This window comes from Cellulosimicrobium sp. NPDC057127 (assembly GCF_042670945.1).
Taxonomy (GTDB): Bacteria; Actinomycetota; Actinomycetes; order Actinomycetales; family Cellulomonadaceae; genus Cellulosimicrobium.
Map to the genome: position 1 here is coordinate 1 of NZ_JBHUUP010000007.1, position 15,089 is coordinate 15,089.

16 protein-coding genes are annotated in these 15,089 nt (G+C 74.8%); 10 read left to right on the forward strand and 6 right to left on the reverse strand.

Going from position 1 to position 15,089, the window contains the following annotated elements; all coding sequences use genetic code 11:
• Positions 1 to 45: 45 nt before the first annotated feature.
• On the reverse strand, positions 46 to 528 hold the full coding sequence (gene greA, locus ACFTZA_RS08595) for a transcription elongation factor GreA (RefSeq protein ID WP_378192859.1): 483 nt from the start codon (positions 526 to 528) through the stop codon (positions 46 to 48).
• 294 nt (positions 529 to 822) lie between these two features.
• The gene (locus ACFTZA_RS08600; RefSeq protein WP_378192861.1) at positions 823 to 1,257 is read right to left on the reverse strand and encodes a DUF4307 domain-containing protein; all 435 of its coding nucleotides are present in this window, start codon (positions 1,255 to 1,257) and stop codon (positions 823 to 825) included.
• Positions 1,258 to 1,461: 204 nt separating this feature from the next.
• On the opposite strand from ACFTZA_RS08600, the gene mca reads away from it, so the two are divergent.
• Genes mca through ACFTZA_RS08615 form a run of 3 tightly spaced genes read left to right on the forward strand, consistent with a single transcriptional unit; the run spans position 1,462 to position 3,651 of the window.
• The gene (gene mca / locus ACFTZA_RS08605; RefSeq protein WP_378192863.1) at positions 1,462 to 2,412 is read left to right on the forward strand and encodes a mycothiol conjugate amidase Mca; all 951 of its coding nucleotides are present in this window, start codon (positions 1,462 to 1,464) and stop codon (positions 2,410 to 2,412) included.
• A complete protein-coding gene (locus tag ACFTZA_RS08610) occupies positions 2,409 to 2,843 on the forward strand; it encodes a hypothetical protein (protein WP_378192865.1) in 435 nt (144 codons plus the stop codon). The genes mca and ACFTZA_RS08610 overlap by 4 nt, the downstream gene beginning before the upstream one ends.
• A 1-nt stretch (position 2,844) precedes the next feature.
• Complete coding sequence (locus tag ACFTZA_RS08615) at positions 2,845 to 3,651, forward strand: carbon-nitrogen hydrolase family protein (RefSeq protein ID WP_378192867.1); 807 nt, start codon at positions 2,845 to 2,847, stop codon at positions 3,649 to 3,651.
• A 250-nt stretch (positions 3,652 to 3,901) separates the two neighbouring features.
• Here ACFTZA_RS08615 and ACFTZA_RS08620 read toward each other — a convergent pair whose 3' ends face one another.
• Positions 3,902 to 4,684 carry a hemolysin III family protein gene (locus tag ACFTZA_RS08620; RefSeq protein WP_378192869.1) on the reverse strand — a complete coding sequence of 261 codons (783 nt, stop codon included), beginning with the start codon at positions 4,682 to 4,684 and terminating at the stop codon, positions 3,902 to 3,904.
• 274 nt (positions 4,685 to 4,958) lie between these two features.
• Here ACFTZA_RS08620 and ACFTZA_RS08625 point away from each other — a divergent pair, with 274 nt between their 5' ends.
• The 3 genes from ACFTZA_RS08625 to ACFTZA_RS08635 are packed head-to-tail and all read left to right on the forward strand — an operon-like array spanning position 4,959 to position 7,567.
• Positions 4,959 to 5,720, forward strand: a complete 762-nt coding sequence (locus tag ACFTZA_RS08625) for an isoprenyl transferase (protein ID WP_378192871.1) — start codon at positions 4,959 to 4,961, stop codon at positions 5,718 to 5,720.
• A 35-nt stretch (positions 5,721 to 5,755) separates the two neighbouring features.
• Positions 5,756 to 6,292 (forward strand): MarR family winged helix-turn-helix transcriptional regulator, encoded by a 537-nt coding sequence (locus ACFTZA_RS08630; RefSeq protein ID WP_378192873.1) that lies wholly within the window; start codon positions 5,756 to 5,758, stop codon positions 6,290 to 6,292.
• 9 nt (positions 6,293 to 6,301) lie between these two features.
• Entirely contained in the window at positions 6,302 to 7,567 is a 1,266-nt protein-coding gene (locus ACFTZA_RS08635) for a glycerate kinase (protein ID WP_378192875.1), read from the forward strand.
• Here the strand turns inward: ACFTZA_RS08635 and ACFTZA_RS08640 are convergent.
• Entirely contained in the window at positions 7,507 to 8,298 is a 792-nt protein-coding gene (locus tag ACFTZA_RS08640; protein ID WP_378192877.1) for an NAD(P)-dependent oxidoreductase, read from the reverse strand. The genes ACFTZA_RS08635 and ACFTZA_RS08640 overlap by 61 nt on opposite strands.
• Positions 8,299 to 8,453: 155 nt before the next feature.
• Between ACFTZA_RS08640 and ACFTZA_RS08645 the strand changes: the two genes are divergently transcribed.
• The gene (locus ACFTZA_RS08645; RefSeq protein ID WP_378192878.1) at positions 8,454 to 9,071 is read left to right on the forward strand and encodes a TetR/AcrR family transcriptional regulator; all 618 of its coding nucleotides are present in this window, start codon (positions 8,454 to 8,456) and stop codon (positions 9,069 to 9,071) included.
• 161 nt (positions 9,072 to 9,232) lie between these two features.
• Positions 9,233 to 9,466 (forward strand): hypothetical protein, encoded by a 234-nt coding sequence (locus tag ACFTZA_RS08650; RefSeq protein WP_378192880.1) that lies wholly within the window; start codon positions 9,233 to 9,235, stop codon positions 9,464 to 9,466.
• Between the two features lie 69 nt (positions 9,467 to 9,535).
• Here ACFTZA_RS08650 and ACFTZA_RS08655 read toward each other — a convergent pair whose 3' ends face one another.
• Positions 9,536 to 10,858: an alkaline phosphatase gene (locus ACFTZA_RS08655; RefSeq protein ID WP_378192882.1), complete on the reverse strand. Its 1,323-nt coding sequence runs from the start codon at positions 10,856 to 10,858 to the stop codon at positions 9,536 to 9,538.
• A 191-nt stretch (positions 10,859 to 11,049) separates the two neighbouring features.
• Between ACFTZA_RS08655 and ACFTZA_RS08660 the strand changes: the two genes are divergently transcribed.
• Positions 11,050 to 12,225 carry a ferrochelatase gene (locus ACFTZA_RS08660; RefSeq protein WP_378192884.1) on the forward strand — a complete coding sequence of 392 codons (1,176 nt, stop codon included), beginning with the start codon at positions 11,050 to 11,052 and terminating at the stop codon, positions 12,223 to 12,225.
• Between the two features lie 58 nt (positions 12,226 to 12,283).
• On the forward strand, positions 12,284 to 13,042 hold the full coding sequence (gene hemQ / locus ACFTZA_RS08665; protein ID WP_378192885.1) for a hydrogen peroxide-dependent heme synthase: 759 nt from the start codon (positions 12,284 to 12,286) through the stop codon (positions 13,040 to 13,042).
• A gap of 18 nt (positions 13,043 to 13,060) precedes the next feature.
• Here hemQ and ACFTZA_RS08670 read toward each other — a convergent pair whose 3' ends face one another.
• Positions 13,061 to 14,935 (reverse strand): M48 family metallopeptidase, encoded by a 1,875-nt coding sequence (locus ACFTZA_RS08670; protein WP_378192887.1) that lies wholly within the window; start codon positions 14,933 to 14,935, stop codon positions 13,061 to 13,063.
• Between the last annotated feature and the right edge of the window lie 154 nt (positions 14,936 to 15,089).

The window sequence follows — 15,089 nt, forward strand, 5'->3', positions numbered from 1 at the left end:
GCCCGGCACCCTCGCAGGTGCCGGGCCGTCGTGCGGCGGGAGGCGTCAGCCCGCGAAGGGCTTCGCGTCGGTGATCTTCACCGCGATCTCGTTGCCGTTGGGCGCGGTGTAGCTCGTCTCGTCGCCGACCGACTTGCCGTCGATGGCGGAGCCGAGCGGCGAGGTGGGGGAGTAGACGTCGAGGTCCGTGGTGTCCGCGATCTCGCGCGAGCCGAGGAGGAACGTCATCTCGTCGCCGGCGATCAGGGCGGTGACGACCATGCCGGGCTCGACCTTGCCGTCGTCCGGCGGCGTGCCGATCTGCACGTTGCGCAGCTTCTCGGTGAGCTCGCGGATGCGCGCCTCGTTCTTCGCCTGCTCCTCGCGCGCCGCGTGGTAGCCGCCGTTCTCCTTGAGGTCGCCCTCGTCGCGCGCCGCGGCGATGCGCTCGGCGATCTCGGTGCGGCCCTCGCCGGACAGGTGGGCGAGCTCGGTCTGCAGCCTGTCGTACGCCTCCTGGGTCAGCCAGGTGACAGAGGTGTCGGTCACGGTCCGCTCCTTCCTTGCGTGGTCGACGACCGCGTCGGGGCGGCCGTGCAGGTGCGGGCAGCCAGGGCGCGTGCGGTTCGCGGTGCGCCTGCCTGCCCGGGTCGGTGACGCTGCCCGGGTGGCAGCGCGTGGTGGCTGGTCCTGGACGCGGACGGCACCGGGGCGTCGGCCTCGTCGCCACGACGGTGTCGCCGCACGGTTCGGAGCGCGTCCGGGCGCAGTCCTGCGCAGGAATCCCTCAGGATAGCAAAGGGGACGGGACGGCCCATGACGCTGGCTCCGTCGTCCGGCGGGTCAGTCCACGACGGTGCAGGACTCCACGACCCCCGTGGTGGCGAGCTCCGACGTCGCGACGCGCACCGTCCAGCGCGACTCGAGCGTCTCGACCGGGCCCACCGTGACGTCTACCGTGCCCACCTGCGCGTAGCTGGCGGCGAGGGCGTCGACGGTGCAGCGGGCCGTGGTGCCCGGCGCCATCGACACCTCGAACGTCACGTCGATGCGCTCGGAGCTCACGATGTCGAAACCGACCACGTCCTGCCGCACGGGGACGCTCGCGGCGCGGAGCCCGACGAGCGCGACCACCGCCAGGCCGACGACGGCCACGGCGACGATCGCGACGACCGTCAGGCGTCGGCGCGCCGCCGAGGGCTCCGGGCCGTAGCGGCCCGCGGGCGGGCGCGCCGGGACGCCCGGAGCGGGCTGCGGTGCGGTGGTCTCGTTCGTCACGGTGCGCGTCCAGTGTCGGGGTCGCCGGGAGCCGCGCGACCGGTCGCTCGCTTCGGCGGTGGCTGTTGGTCAGCGGTGGGCGGGGTGGGGGATCATGGTCCACGACCATCTTCGCAGAGCCCGGCGGGTGCCGTGGCACGGCCGCGACCGGCCGTGCGCGGGCGCCGGCCCGCGACGAGACGCACGAGGCAACCAGGAGGACCAGTGGCCGAACCCACGGCCGGACCGACGCCCGTCCGCGAGCACGAGGGGCCCGAGCGTCTGCGGCTCCTCGCGGTCCACGCGCACCCCGACGACGAGTCGAGCAAGGGTGCGGCGACGACGGCGCGCTACGCCGCCGAGGGCGTCGACGTCCTCGTCGCGACGTGCACCGGCGGGGAGCGCGGCGACATCCTCAACCCCAGCTTCGGCGAAGGGCCGGGGGACGTCGAGGGCATGCGCGCGCTGCGCCGGGAGGAGATGGCCGCCGCGGCGCGGGCCCTCGGCGTCCGACAGCAGTGGATCGGCTTCGTGGACTCGGGTCTCCCGGAGGGCGACCCGCTGCCGCCGCTGCCCGAGGGCTCGTTCGGCCTCGTCCCGCTCGAGGAGGCGGCGGCGCCCTTCGTCGAGCTCGTGCGCGAGTTCCGGCCCCACGTCATCACGACGTACGACCCGTCCGGCGGGTACCCGCACCCCGACCACGTCATGTGCCACCGCGTGGCGTTCGAGGCGTTCCACGCCGCCGGGGACCCGGAGCGCTACCGGCGCGAGGGCGGCGCGGCACCGTGGTCGCCGCTCAAGCTGTACTACAACCACGACTTCTCGATGAACCGCATCCGCACGCTGCACGAGGCGATGCAGGGCGCGGGGCTCGAGTCGCCCTTCGGCGACTGGGTGGAGTCGCGCTCGGCGCGCGAGATCCCGGAGCGCGAGGTCACCACACGCGTCGAGGTTGCCCGGTACTACCCGCAGCGCGACGCGGCGCTCGTGGCGCACGCCTCGCAGATCGACCCGGACGGCTTCTTCTTCGCGATCCCGCGCGACCTCGAGGCACAGGTGTGGCCGTTCGAGGAGTACGAGCTCGCGGAGTCGCGCGTGCCCACGCAGCTGCCCGAGGACGACCTGTTCGCGGGCGTCCGCGAGCTCGTCAGCGACTCCCGCGGGAGCGCGGCATGAGCCCCGTGCCGACCGTCGCGGACCTCGGCGCGCCGCTCGTGGCGGGCGGTCCGGGCTGGGCCGCGGACGTGGTCACGGAGACGGCGACGCCGGCACCCTCCCCGACGGACGACCCCCTGCGGCCCGAGCTCGAGCCCACCGACGTCTCACCGGGCCTCGCGGGCTTCCTCGCGATCTTCGCCGTCGCGCTGGCCGCCGTCGCGCTGTTCTTCGGGCTGTCGCGCCAGCTGCGCCGCATGCGGCACAACGCCGAGGCGCAGGGCATCCCGGTGGACGACCGCCGCGACGCGCGGCACCCCGGCGCGACGGCGGAAGGTGCCACGTCGGGCGGCACGGCGCCTGGCCATGGCGTGCCGGGCGGCACCGCGTCGGACGGTGACGTGCCGGGGGACCGCCGGGACGACGACGCGCCGACGGGCCGCGAGGGCTGACGTGGCGGCCGGCGTCCGCGTCACGATCGGCCAGCTCGAGGTCTCCGCGGACCGCGCCGCGAACCGGGCCGGCATGGGTACGGCGTTCCAGGAGGCGGCGCGCGTGCGCGCCGACCTGCTCGTGCTGCCGGAGTACGCGTCGGCCTTCGACCCGCGCGGCACGGGGCCGGAGCACGCCGAGCCGCTCGACGGGCCGTTCGTCACGACGCTGCGCTCGCTCGCGCGCGAGCACGGCGTGGCGGCCGTGGCGGGCACGCTGCTGCCGGGCACGGACCCGCACCGTGCCGTCAACGCGGTCGTCGCGGCGGACGCGCGCGGCGAGCTCGTCGGTGTCTACCGCAAGGTCCACCTGTACGACGCGTTCGGCCACCGCGAGTCCGAGCGGCTGGAGCCGGGCGACCCGGCGGCAGTCCCGCTCCTCCTGCGCGTCGGCGACCTGACGTTCGGCGTCCTGACGTGCTACGACCTGCGCTTCCCGGAGAGCGCGCGACGCCTCGTCGACGCCGGTGCCGACGTCCTCGTCGTCCCGGCCGCGTGGGCCGCCGGCCCCCTCAAGGCCGACCACTGGCGCACGCTCGCCCGCGCCCGGGCGATCGAGAACACGTCGGCCGTGCTCGCCGTCGGCCAGGCGGGACGCGGCGTGACGGGCCGTTCGCTCCTCGTGGGCCCGGACGGCCAGGTCGGCCTCGAGCTGGACGAGTCCGCCGAGCTGCGCAGCGCCGACCTCGACCCGGCCGGGCTCGCCGCGGCGCGCGAGCAGAACCCGTCGCTCGCGAACCGCCGCTACGCCGTCGTCCCGCGCGACTGAGCCACGACCACGCCGCGGCGGCTCCCTCGCCGGCCGTGGGGCACGCCCTGCTGCGCCCCCGTCGCGCCGACCCCGGGGTTGTGTGCCGCTCCTCGTGCCGACCCCGGGGTTGTGTGCCGATCTGGCTCTCGGGTGGCGCGCAACCCCGGGCTCGGCGCGCCGGGCCAGGGCCGCCGCGCCTCGGGAGCCGCCGCCCCGGCCGGACCTGACCGCTGCGTCGCGGGACGTCCAGCAGGCGGCTCGGCAGGCCTCAGCGGGCGGCGACCGCCGCGAGGGTGATCGCGGCGAAGTGGCACGCGAAGCCCACGACGGTGAGCACGTGGAAGATCTCGTGGAAGCCGAACCAGCGGGGGCTCGGGTTGGGGCGCTTGATGCCGTAGACGACGGCGCCGAGCGTGTAGGCGAGGCCTCCGACGGCGACGAGCCAGACGATCGCCGGCCCGTTCGTCGTCGTCCAGAACTGCGGCATGTAGCCCACCGCGACCCAGCCGAGCGCGACGTAGACCGGCACGTAGACCCAGCGGGGCGCGTCGAGCCACAGGATGCGGGCGAGCAGCCCGAGCAGGGCGCCGCCCCAGACGATCAGCAGGAGGATCGTCGCCGTGCGCTGCGGCAGGAGGAGGACGGCGAGCGGCGTGTAGGTGCCGGCGATGATGAGGAAGATGTTCGCGTGGTCGGCGCGGCGCAGGACGCCTGCGACGCGGGGCGACCAGGTGCCGCGGTGGTAGACGGCGCTCGTGCCGAACAGCAGGCACGCCGTCAGGCCGAAGACGGCGCACGAGACCTTGCCCGCGACCTGGGGCGCGAGGACGACGAGGACGACGCTTGCGACGAGCACGAAGGGGAACGTCCCGGCGTGGATCCACCCCCGCAGGCGGGGCTTGACCGCCTGGGCGACGTGCGACACCGCGTCGCTCACCGTGTCCCGGACGGTGTCGAGGGGAGTGCTGCCGTCGTCCGGCGGCGCCGCGTCCGGACGGTGCGCGGTGTCGGTCTCGTGCGCGCGGTCGCGCTCGGGCGTCGCTCCTGCCACCGGTCCTCCAAGGTGCTCGCTCGGCTGTCGGTCGGGAGGGCAGGGTGAGCCCCCCGACGAACCTACGCCATCGTAGGTTACGTGCGCGTAGGTTCGTGCGCCACGGTCCGGCGCGCTGTGAAGATCCTGGGCAGAGCGCCGGTGGCGGCGCACGACGGCCCGGGTCCGGTTGCGGCGAGGAGTACGGTGTGGCAGTCCGGTCCGGCCGGGGCGCGTCGTTCGCCCGCGCCCGTCGCCGTCGAACCCGTCGCCGAGCCACCGTCGAGGAACCGTCGTGCGCCTGCCTCACCCCGTCTACCGGCTCTACGAGCGTCGCCTGGCGGCGTCGCTCTCGCGCGAGGGCATCCCTCGGCACGTGGGCGTCATCCTCGACGGGAACCGCCGCTGGGCGCGCTCGTTCGGCGAGACCGCCGCGACCGGGCACCGGCGGGGGGCCGACAAGATCGACGAGTTCCTCGGCTGGAGCGAGGACCTCGGCGTCGAGGTCGTGACGCTGTGGATGCTGTCCACGGACAACCTGTCCCGGTCGCACGAGGAGCTCGCGGCGCTGCTCGACATCATCGAGGACGCCGTGCGCGACCTGGCGGACACCGGTCGGTGGCGGCTGCGCGTCATGGGTCGCCTCGACCTCCTGCCCGAGCGTCTCGGCGGCGCCCTGCGCGACGCCCAGCAGCGCACCGCCGCCGTCGACGGGCTCCAGGTGAACGTCGCGATCGGGTACGGCGGACGGCACGAGATCGCCGACGCCGTGCGTTCGTACCTGCGCGAGCAGGCGGACGCGGGCGCGCAGCTGGACCACCTCGCCGAGAACCTCGACGTGGAGCACATCGAGGAGCACCTGTACACCAAGGGGCAGCCGGACCCGGAGCTCGTCATCCGCACGTCGGGCGAGCAGCGCCTCGGCGGCTTCCTGCTGTGGCAGAGCGCGCACTCGGAGTTCTACTTCTGCGAGGCGTACTGGCCCGACTTTCGGCGCGTCGACTACCTGCGCGCCCTGCGCTCGTACTCCCAGCGCGAGCGGCGCCTCGGGCGCTGACTACAGTCGACGTCGACGCACCGACGGGAGGGCGCATGGCGGACGACGCGGGGACGCACGACGGCGGGACGCCCGGGGCGGGCGCGCCAGGCCGCCACGCCGGCAGCCCGCGCCTCGCCGTCGAGACGTGGGAGTCGCTGTTCCGCACGCAGGTCGCGCTCATGCGCCGCTTCCAGGCGGACCCGATCTGGGACGAGCTGACGATGCGCGAGTACGACGTGCTCTTCTCGCTCACCAAGGGGCCGGCCGACGGCATGCGGCTGCGCGACCTCAACGCCCTGATCCTCCTCAGCCAGCCCTCGTTGAGCCGCATGGTGGACCGTCTCGCGCACCGCGGGCTCGTGGAGCGCACCGTCGCCGCCGACGACGGGCGCGGCGTGCTCGTGCGGCTCACCGACGACGGCGCCCGGATCCAGCGCGAGATCGGCCGTGCCCACGCCCGCACGATCGCCCGGTGCGTCGGGGGAGCGCTCGACGACGACGAGCTCGCGACGCTCGGCGAGCTGTTGGAGCGCCTGCGCGGCGCGCAGGAACGGGTGGCGTCGCGACGTCCGCCCGAGACCCCCGCCTAGAATCGCGCCGTGTCCTCATCGTCGAGCACCACCGCGCCCACGTCCGTCCCGACGGCTCGTCCGGGCGGCGGCCCCCCGCGGGTCGTCGTCGCGCCCGACTCGTTCAAGGGCAGCCTGAGCGCCGCCGAGGTCGCGAGCGCCGTCGCGGACGGCGTCCGCTCCGCCGCCCCAGGTGCCCACGTCAGCGAGCTGCCCATGGCCGACGGCGGGGAGGGCACGCTCGACGCGCTGCTCGCCGTCTGGGGCGTGCCGGCGCGCGAGGTCGCCACGGTCGACGCGATCGGGCGACCGCGCACCGCGCGCTACGGCGTCTCGCGCGACGGCTGGCTCGGCGTCGTCGAGCTCGCCGAGGCGAGCGGGCTGCCGCACGTGGGCGACGTGGTGCTGCAGCCGCTGCGCGCGCACACGCGCGGCACCGGGGAGGCTGCGGCCGCGGTGCTCGACGCCGGGGTCGGCGAGGTGATCGTGTGCCTCGGGGGCTCCGCCTCCACCGACGGCGGGGCGGGCATCCTTACGGGTCTGGGGGTGCGGCTCCTCGACGAGCACGGCCTGCCGGTGCCCGACGGCGGCGAGGGCCTGGCGCGCGTCGCGAGCCTCGACCTGTCGGGGCTGCACCCGCGGGCGCGCGAGGTCTCCTGGCGGCTCGCCGTCGACGTGACGAACCCGCTGCACGGGGAGCGCGGGGCGGCGCACGTGTTCGGGCCGCAGAAGGGTGCCGCCCCGGCCGACGTGGCGTTCCTCGACGACGCGCTGCGCCGGTGGGCGGGGGTGCTCGAGCGCGAGGCCGGCTTCCCCGTGGCGGACGTGCCCGGCACCGGCGCCGCGGGCGGGGTCCCCGCCGGGCTCCTCGCGGTGCTCGGGGCGCAGCTCGAGCCGGGTGCGCGGCTCGTCGCCGACGCGATCGGCCTGCGCGACGAGACCTACCGCGCCGACCTGGTCATCACGGGGGAGGGGTCGTTCGACTCGCAGTCCGTCGAGGGGAAGGTCGCGGACGCCGTCGCGGCGCTCGCGGCCGAGGCGCTGCACCGGCCGCCCGTCGTCGTGCTCGCCGGGCGCGTGCTGCTGCCCGCGGAGCGGGCGCGGGCCGCAGGCATCGCGGCGGCGTTCAGCATCGCGCCCGGCCCGGTCGAGCTGGAGGAGCTCATGGGGCGCACCCGCTCGCGGCTGACGGACCTCGCGGCGACCGTGACGCACCTCGTGCTCGCGGCGCGCGGTCAGGCCCTCCCGGCGGCGGGCGGCCCCTTCGACGACGCCGGCTCCCGCGCGTCGGGCTGAGCCGCCCGTGCGCTCGGGGCGAGGCGGCCGACGATCGCGGGCGCCTCGTGGACGAGGCCGTCGTCGGTGAGCGCCTCGACCATGAAGAGCGCGAAGTCGGTGCGTCGCGTGAGGTTGCTCGCGAGGACGGGGTCGCCGACGTGGCGGCGCCACACGGGCAGCCCCTGGCTCTCGCCCTCCTCCAGGTCGCTCGCGCGCACGACCGTCCACCGCCGGTCGCTCGCGAAGATCCGCCGGCACGCCTCGACCTGGTCGTCGATCTCGACCGCGCGCAGCGCGCGACCGAGCCAGGTGGAGACCCGGACCGCGGCCCGGAACCGCCAGGTGTAGCGGTCCTGGTCGTCGCGCGGGACGTGCCAGCCGCACGAGAACACGAGCCGCGCGCCGGGGTCGGCGTGGTCGAGCACCGCCTGCGCGGTGCCCGACGAGTACTGCTGCACGCCCCAGGGCACCAGGACCGTCAGCACGCCGTCGCACCCGGCGACCGCCCGCCGGATCACCGACGCGTCGTCCGTTGCCCCGGGGACGACCGTGATGCGGTCCGCGAGGGCGGCGAGCTTGGGCACGCTGCGCTCGCGGCACACGCCCACGACCTCGTAGCCGCGCTCCAGCGCGTGCCGCACCATGTGCTGCCCCAGCTTGCCGGAGGCTCCGACCACGCACACGCGCAGGGGGCGGCTCGTGCCGTCGTCCGGCGCGCCGCCAGGTGCTGGTCCCGTGGTCACGTCCATGTCCGGCTCCTGTCTCGAGGGCCGCCCCACGGCGGCAGGCTTACGGTGTAAGGGACGCTAGACTTACGCCGTAAGTCAGTCAAGGCCTCAGGAGGCGTTCGGTGGGTGCGAGCAGGGCAGAGCGTCGAACGAGGGTTCCGCTGAGTCCCGAGCGCGTGGTCGCGGTCGCCGTGGCGCTCGCGGACGAGCGCGGTGCGGACGGCGTCACGATGCGCGCGACCGCCGCCGCCCTGGGGGTCGAGGCGATGTCCCTCTACCACCACGTCGCGAGCCGCGACGCCATGCTCGACGGGATGGTCGACGCGGTGTTCGCGGAGATCGACCTCCCGACCCCGGGCGCGCCGTGGCGACGCGCCATGCACGAGCGCGCCGCGTCGTCGCGCGCGGCGCTCCGGCGTCATCCCTGGGCGGTCGGGCTCATGGACTCACGTCGGCGGCCGGGTGCTGCGACGCTGCGCCACCACGACGCCGTCCTCGGCGCGCTCCGAGCGGGCGGCTTCTCGCTCACGGCGGCGGCACACGGCGTCACCGTCATCGACAGCTACCTCTACGGCTTCGTCCTGCAGGAGCTGAGTCTGCCGTTCGCCTCCCCGGCCGAGCTCGGCGGCGTCGCCGACGGCATGCTGCGCGCGCTGCCGGCGGACGAGTACCCCCACCTGGCAGAGCTCGTCAGCCGGCACGCCCTCCGGCCCGAGCACGACCCCGACGAGGAGTTCGACCGCGGGCTCGCCCTGGTCCTCGGGGCGCTGGAGCCGGACGAGCGTCCCGGATGAGGCCCTGTCGTCCCGTGCCGGGTGCCGGCGGTTGCGGGACGGCGCCGGGCGGAGCAGCGTGGTCGTACGACTCGTGCCGGCGCGGCGTGGCGAGCGGTGCAGCACAAGCGCCGCGACCGGCAGGGCCGCGGAACGCTCGGACCGATCACGAGGAGGCTGACGTGGCGCAGAACGAGGAGACCGGCGAGGTCACCGGCACCAAGGACAAGGACTACGACATCATCTGGTTCGTCGAGCAGTGCCTGAGCAACGTGCTGCGCCTGGGGCAGTACGTCCAGGACGCGGAGCGCGACGGCGACTCCGAGCTCGCGGACTTCTTCCGGCGCGCGCAGCACGAGAGCCAGAAGGGCGCGGAGCAGGGCAAGCGGATCCTCGCGAGCCGGCTCACGGCCTGACGGCGGGTCGACGACCGGTCCGGCGGCCGCGCTCGCGACCGCCGGACCGGCGCCGGGCCAGCCGCCGGGTCAGCCGCGGCCCCGGCCGAGCATCGCCCGGAGCACGACGTCGTGGACGTCGGTGTTGCGCTGGGCGCCGGACAGGTGCTCGGCACCCGGCCCCTGCGCGGTGAGCGGGGTCGCCTCGCCCGTGTGGCCGCCCGTCGTCCAGTCGACCGTGAACTGCAGGTCGGTGCCCGCGAGGTCGAAGGGGCCGTCCTCGGTCGTCGCGCCCTCGCCGGACTCGTCCTCGGCGTCGACGTTCTCGATCGCGAGCCCGCCGGTCGCGTGGTCGCCCACGACGAGCACGAGCGTGCCGCGGTGGCTCGACGCGAAGTCGAGCGCGAGCGCGACGGTCTCGTCGAGCGCCCGGCCGGCCTGGATGGTGCGCGTCGCGTTGCTGCGGTGCGCGAACTCGTCGACCGCCTCCTCCTCGACCACGAGGAAGAACCCGTCGCGGTCGCGCGAGAGCACGTCGAGGGCCTTCGCGGTCATGTCGACGAGCGGCACCTCCGGCTCGTAGAGGTCGCCCTCGCCCTCGTTGCGCTGCTCGAACATCTCCTCGTTGGCGAACAGGCCGAGCAGACGGCGACCGTCGGCGCCCGCGAGAGACTCGGCGTCGGTCACGTACGTGTAGCCGAGCTCCTGGGCGCGCGCCACGAGGTCGCCCTCGGTGCCCCTGCTCTGCTCCGTCGGGTCCTTCGGCGGGTTGTCCGGCCACGCGCCGGGATCGCCCGCGGGCAGCCACCAGTCCTCGCCCCCGCCCAGGATCACGTCGGGCCGCGAGCTGTCGAGGAACTGCCGTGCGATCTCGCTCTGGTCGCCGCGGTCCGGCACGTGCGCGCCGAACGCCCCGGGTGTCGCGTCGGTGACCTGCGCCGTCGTGACGAGACCGGTCGCCTTGCCGGCGTCCCGTGCCCGCTCGAGCAGCGTCGGGACCGGGTCGCCCGCGGCGTCCACCCCGACCGCGCCGTTGTACGTGCGGACCCCGGACGCGAACGCGGTCGCCCCCGCGGCGGAGTCGGTGACCGCCTCCTCGGGGTCGGCGGAGTCGGTGGTCGTCCAGCCGGCGTGCTCGAGCGAGTCCATGGCGAGCTGCCCGTCCTTGCCGACGGTGGCGAGGCGGATCACCTCGCGGTGCGACATCCCGAGGCCGTCGCCCTGGATGAAGATGACGTTCCTGGCCCGCTCACCCCGCCACCGGTCGTCCGGGCGGCCGTGGCCGCCGCGGTCCCGGTCCCCGGGCCCGTCGTCGTCGGCGTACCCGCCGCCGAGCGGCAGCAGCGCGGCGAGCGCCGCGGCGGCGGCGGCACCGGCCACCCCGGACCTCCACATGGTGCGTCGTGCGTCCATGAGTCCTCCTTCGAGACCCGTCGGTGGCTCCGGTGCCGCCGACCTCACCACGCTAGGACGGGCCCTCGCGCACACCAGTCGTCGCGGCGTCGGCGGCGCCCCGGAAGGTGACACGGTGTCCGTTCGATGTCACGTCCGGACCGTCGCGTTCGCGGGTGGTGGGCGCCGGCGGTGGTGACATCATCGGAACCATGCCCCCGTTCTCCCCCCAGGACACCGCTGCCGACGTCGCCGCCACGGCCCCCGACGTCCGCCCGTACGACGCGCTCCTCCTCTACTCGTTCGGCGGCCCGAACAAGCCCGAGGACGTCGTGCCGTTCCTGCGCAACGTCACCGCTGGCAAGGGCATCCCCGACTCGCGCCTCGAGGAGGTCGGCGAGCACTACTACGGCTTCGGCGGCAAGAGCCCGATCAACGAGCAGAACCTCGCGCTCAAGGCCGCGATCGAGGCCGAGCTCGCGCGCCGCGGCGTCGAGCTGCCCGTCGTGTGGGGCAACCGCAACTGGGACCCGTACACCGACGACGCGATCAACGAGCTCGAGGCCCTCGGCGCGCAGCGCGCGGTCGCCCTCGTGACGTCCGCCTACTCGTCGTACTCCGGCTGCCGCCAGTACCGCGAGGACCTCGCGGTCGTGCTCGAGAAGCGCGGCCAGCTCGACGCCACCGGGTCCACGGGCGTCCAGTTCGACAAGATCCGCTCGTACTTCAACCACCCGGGCTTCGCCCAGGCGAACGTCGACGCGGTCCTCGACGGGTACGCGGCGCTCGCGGAGAAGGGCGGCGACGGCGCGGCCGCGCGGCTCGTGTTCGTCACGCACTCCATCCCGGACACGATGGAGGCGGCGTCGCGCATCGCGTTCGCGACGTACTCCGAGCAGCACCTCGACCTCGCACGCGTCATCTCCGCCCAGGTCTCGGAGCGGCTGGGGCACGACGTCGCGTGGGACCTCGCGTACTGCTCGCGCTCCGGCCCGCCGAGCCAGCCGTGGCTCGAGCCCGACGTCAACGACCACCTCGAGGAGCTCGCGAAGGACGGCGTGCGCGACGTCGTGCTGGCCCCGATCGGGTTCGTCTCCGACCACATGGAGGTCGCCTACGACCTCGACACGGAGGCGCTCGAGACGGCCGGGGGGCTCGGCATGACCGCTGTCCGCGCGGGCACGGTGAGCACGCGCGAGCCGTTCGTGCGGGGTCTCGTCGACCTGCTCGTCGAGCGCGCCGCGATGGCGCGCGGCGAGGACGTCGCGCAGGCGACCGTGGGCGAGCTGCCGGCGTTCCGCTCGGTGTGCGCGCCCGGGTGCTGCCTGCGCCGCGACGGCGAGCCCAGCGGGGTCCCCGCGCTGTGCAGCACCGACCTGTACTCCTGACCGCGCGCACGCCTGGGCGCACGGACAGACCCATCTCGGACGAGGAGCCCGGAACCCGATGAGCGACGAGCACCACGAGCACGGACGCGGCGCGGCCCGCGTCCCCGCCGACCACGACCAGATCAACGCGACGATCCGCTACGCGATGTGGTCGGTGTTCGCGACGGCGGCGCCGCTGCCGGCGAACCCCGACGAGCGTGCCGCGCTCGTCACGGAGGCGCTCGACGCCGTCGGCGGCGGTGACGACCCGGCCGCGACGGACGGCGAGCTCGTCGTGCGCGGCTGGTACGACGTCGCGGGCCTGCGCTCGGACGCGGACCTCATGGTGTGGTGGCACGGGCCGACGATCGAGTCCGTCCAGGGCGCGTACCAGCGGCTGCGGCGCAGCGGCCTCGGCGCGCATCTCGAGCCCGTGTGGTCCAACGCGGCGCTGCACCGTCCCGCGGAGTTCAACCGCGGCCACGTGCCCGCGTTCCTCGCGGGGGAGGACCCGCGCGGCTACCTGTGCGTCTACCCGTTCGTGCGGTCCTACGAGTGGTACCTGCTGCCGGACGCCGAGCGCCGCACGATGCTGCGCGACCACGGCCTCGCCGCGAAGGACTACCCCGACGTGCGCGCGAACACGGTCTCGTCGTTCGCCCTCGGCGACTACGAGTGGATCCTCGCGTTCGAGGCCGACGAGCTGCACCGCATCGTCGACCTCATGCGCGAGCTGCGGAACACCGAGGCGCGCCGCCACGTGCGTGAGGAGATCCCGTTCTTCACCGGGCCGCGCACGAGCCTGACCGCCTGGGCGGACCGCCAGCCCGTCGCCTGAGCCGGCGGCCGCCCGGGCTCATCGCGCGGGGACCGCGTCGGGGTCCTCGTCGCGCACGTACGGCGCCACGTGGGCGACGAGCACCTGGTCGCTGTCCTTGGTGAGCCGTTCGGCCGACCACGTCGCGTGGAGCGTCAGGGTCGTCCCGTCGTGCAGCGTGAGCTCGACGCGCGCCGGGCTGACCTTGTGGACCGCCACCGAGGCGATCTGCTCGTACGCGACGAAGCCGTGCGTCCGGGCGAGCTGGTCGATCGGAGCCGACTGCACGAGCCGCGCGAGCCGCGCCTTGCCGCCCTCGGTCTTCTTCGGGCAGGGCGCGAGGACGAGTCCGATGTCGAGCACGACCACGTCGTGGGGCACGCCGTCGACCTTGACGTTCGCGAGTCCGCCGACGACCTCCCCGCCGTGGGCGGACGCCTCCGCGGCGACCTGGGTGGCGGTTGCGACGTCGATGCCCAGGTGGGCGAGGTGTGCTCGGACCTCCGAGACGGTGGTGGGGTCGAGCGCGAGGCGTGCGAGCGGCTCGAGGTCGAGCTCCGTGCCGTCCCGCCCGACGAGCTCGGACGGTCCGGTCCACGACACGCGCCACGTGGCCGCTCCCGACGCCGTCGCGGCAGCGCGCAGCGCCGCCGCGGTGAACCCGACGAGCTCCTCGTGCGCCTCGCCGAGCGAGAGGTTCGGCACGAGATCACGCCGGACGGAGTCCAGACGACCCGACTCGACGAGCTGCAGGACGGTCGCGAGGTCGCCGCGTGCTGTCCCAGCAGCACGACCCGCGGCTCGGTAGAGCGTGTCGGCCACTCGCTGGTCGTGCTGCGGCATCGCCCTCGCGACGAGCGCGTCCCAGCCGAGCTGCGCACGCGTCCCGTAGTCGACCTGTTCCTCCGCCACGCGGGCGGCGTGCGCCGGGAAACCGGGGAGGAGGTCGGTGGCGGGGCGGTCGTCGGTGGAGGACGCGTCCTCGGACATGCCGTCCATCGCGGCGACGCGTGCCGCGATGGACGGGTGGCTGTCCCAGCGCGACTGCTCGGCGGGCGGTGACCCGGCACGGATCTCCGCCAGGTCCTGGGCGCGCCCACGGAGCAGGTGGCCGAAGCCGGCGAAGACGTCCGGGGGTGCGGGGGCGACGCCGTGGTCCCAGCCCAGAGCGACGTACTGGGACGTGTAGAAGCCCCAGGCGGCGTCGAGCGCGGGCAGCTCGCGCAGCGCGGACTGCGCGGTCGCACGCCCGGCGGCTCGGACGGACAGCTCGTCCGCCTCGAGCTCCTGGCGGCGGTTCACAGCCGCGGACACGAGCAGGTAGAGCTTCGCGTACTGCTTGAGCAGCCAGCCCACGACGTTGCCCTGAAGCTGTGCCACGGTGGCGACCATCGCCTCGCGTCCCCGGTAGGTGAGCGGCCCCAGACGGGTGTGCGCCCGCGAATAGTGGCCGAGCTCGTGCGCGAGCACCGACCGGAGCTGGGCGACGGACAGCCCTTGCACGAGCGGGACCCCGAGGAAGAGTCGGCGCGTGCCGCCGACCAGCCCGAGAAGCCGGGTGTCCTCGCTCACGGCCGCGTTCACGTCCGCGACGAGGCGGATCTCGTCGGGGACGCGGGTGTCGGCGACCTGTGCGAGCTCGTGGACCGTCTCCCAGAGCTCGGGGGCGTCCTGCTGGCCGATCAGCACGCCCGACGGCGCGTGATTCTCGGCGCGGGCGACGCGCCACAGGGCGACGACGATGCCGATCGCGACGACGACGGTGAAGAAACCGAACTGTACGGCGCGGCCGCCGCTCTGCTCGGAGAAGGCCCAGACGGTCGCGGCACCGAGACCGACGACGGCACCGAGGGCGAGGACGTAGAAGCCGCCGAGGAGGAGGACCGACAGCGCGGCGCGCAAGGTCGTGGTCACGGGTGTGCCTTTCACGGTGCGCCGCACCTGCGCGGCGGTTCGGCGCCGGAGCATATCGGCGCCGGGAGCGGTGCACCAGCACCGTCCGTGCACCGTCGTCCACGTTCACCCGAGCAGTCTCTCGCCGCAACCATGCTCTCCAGATGCTCAGCCT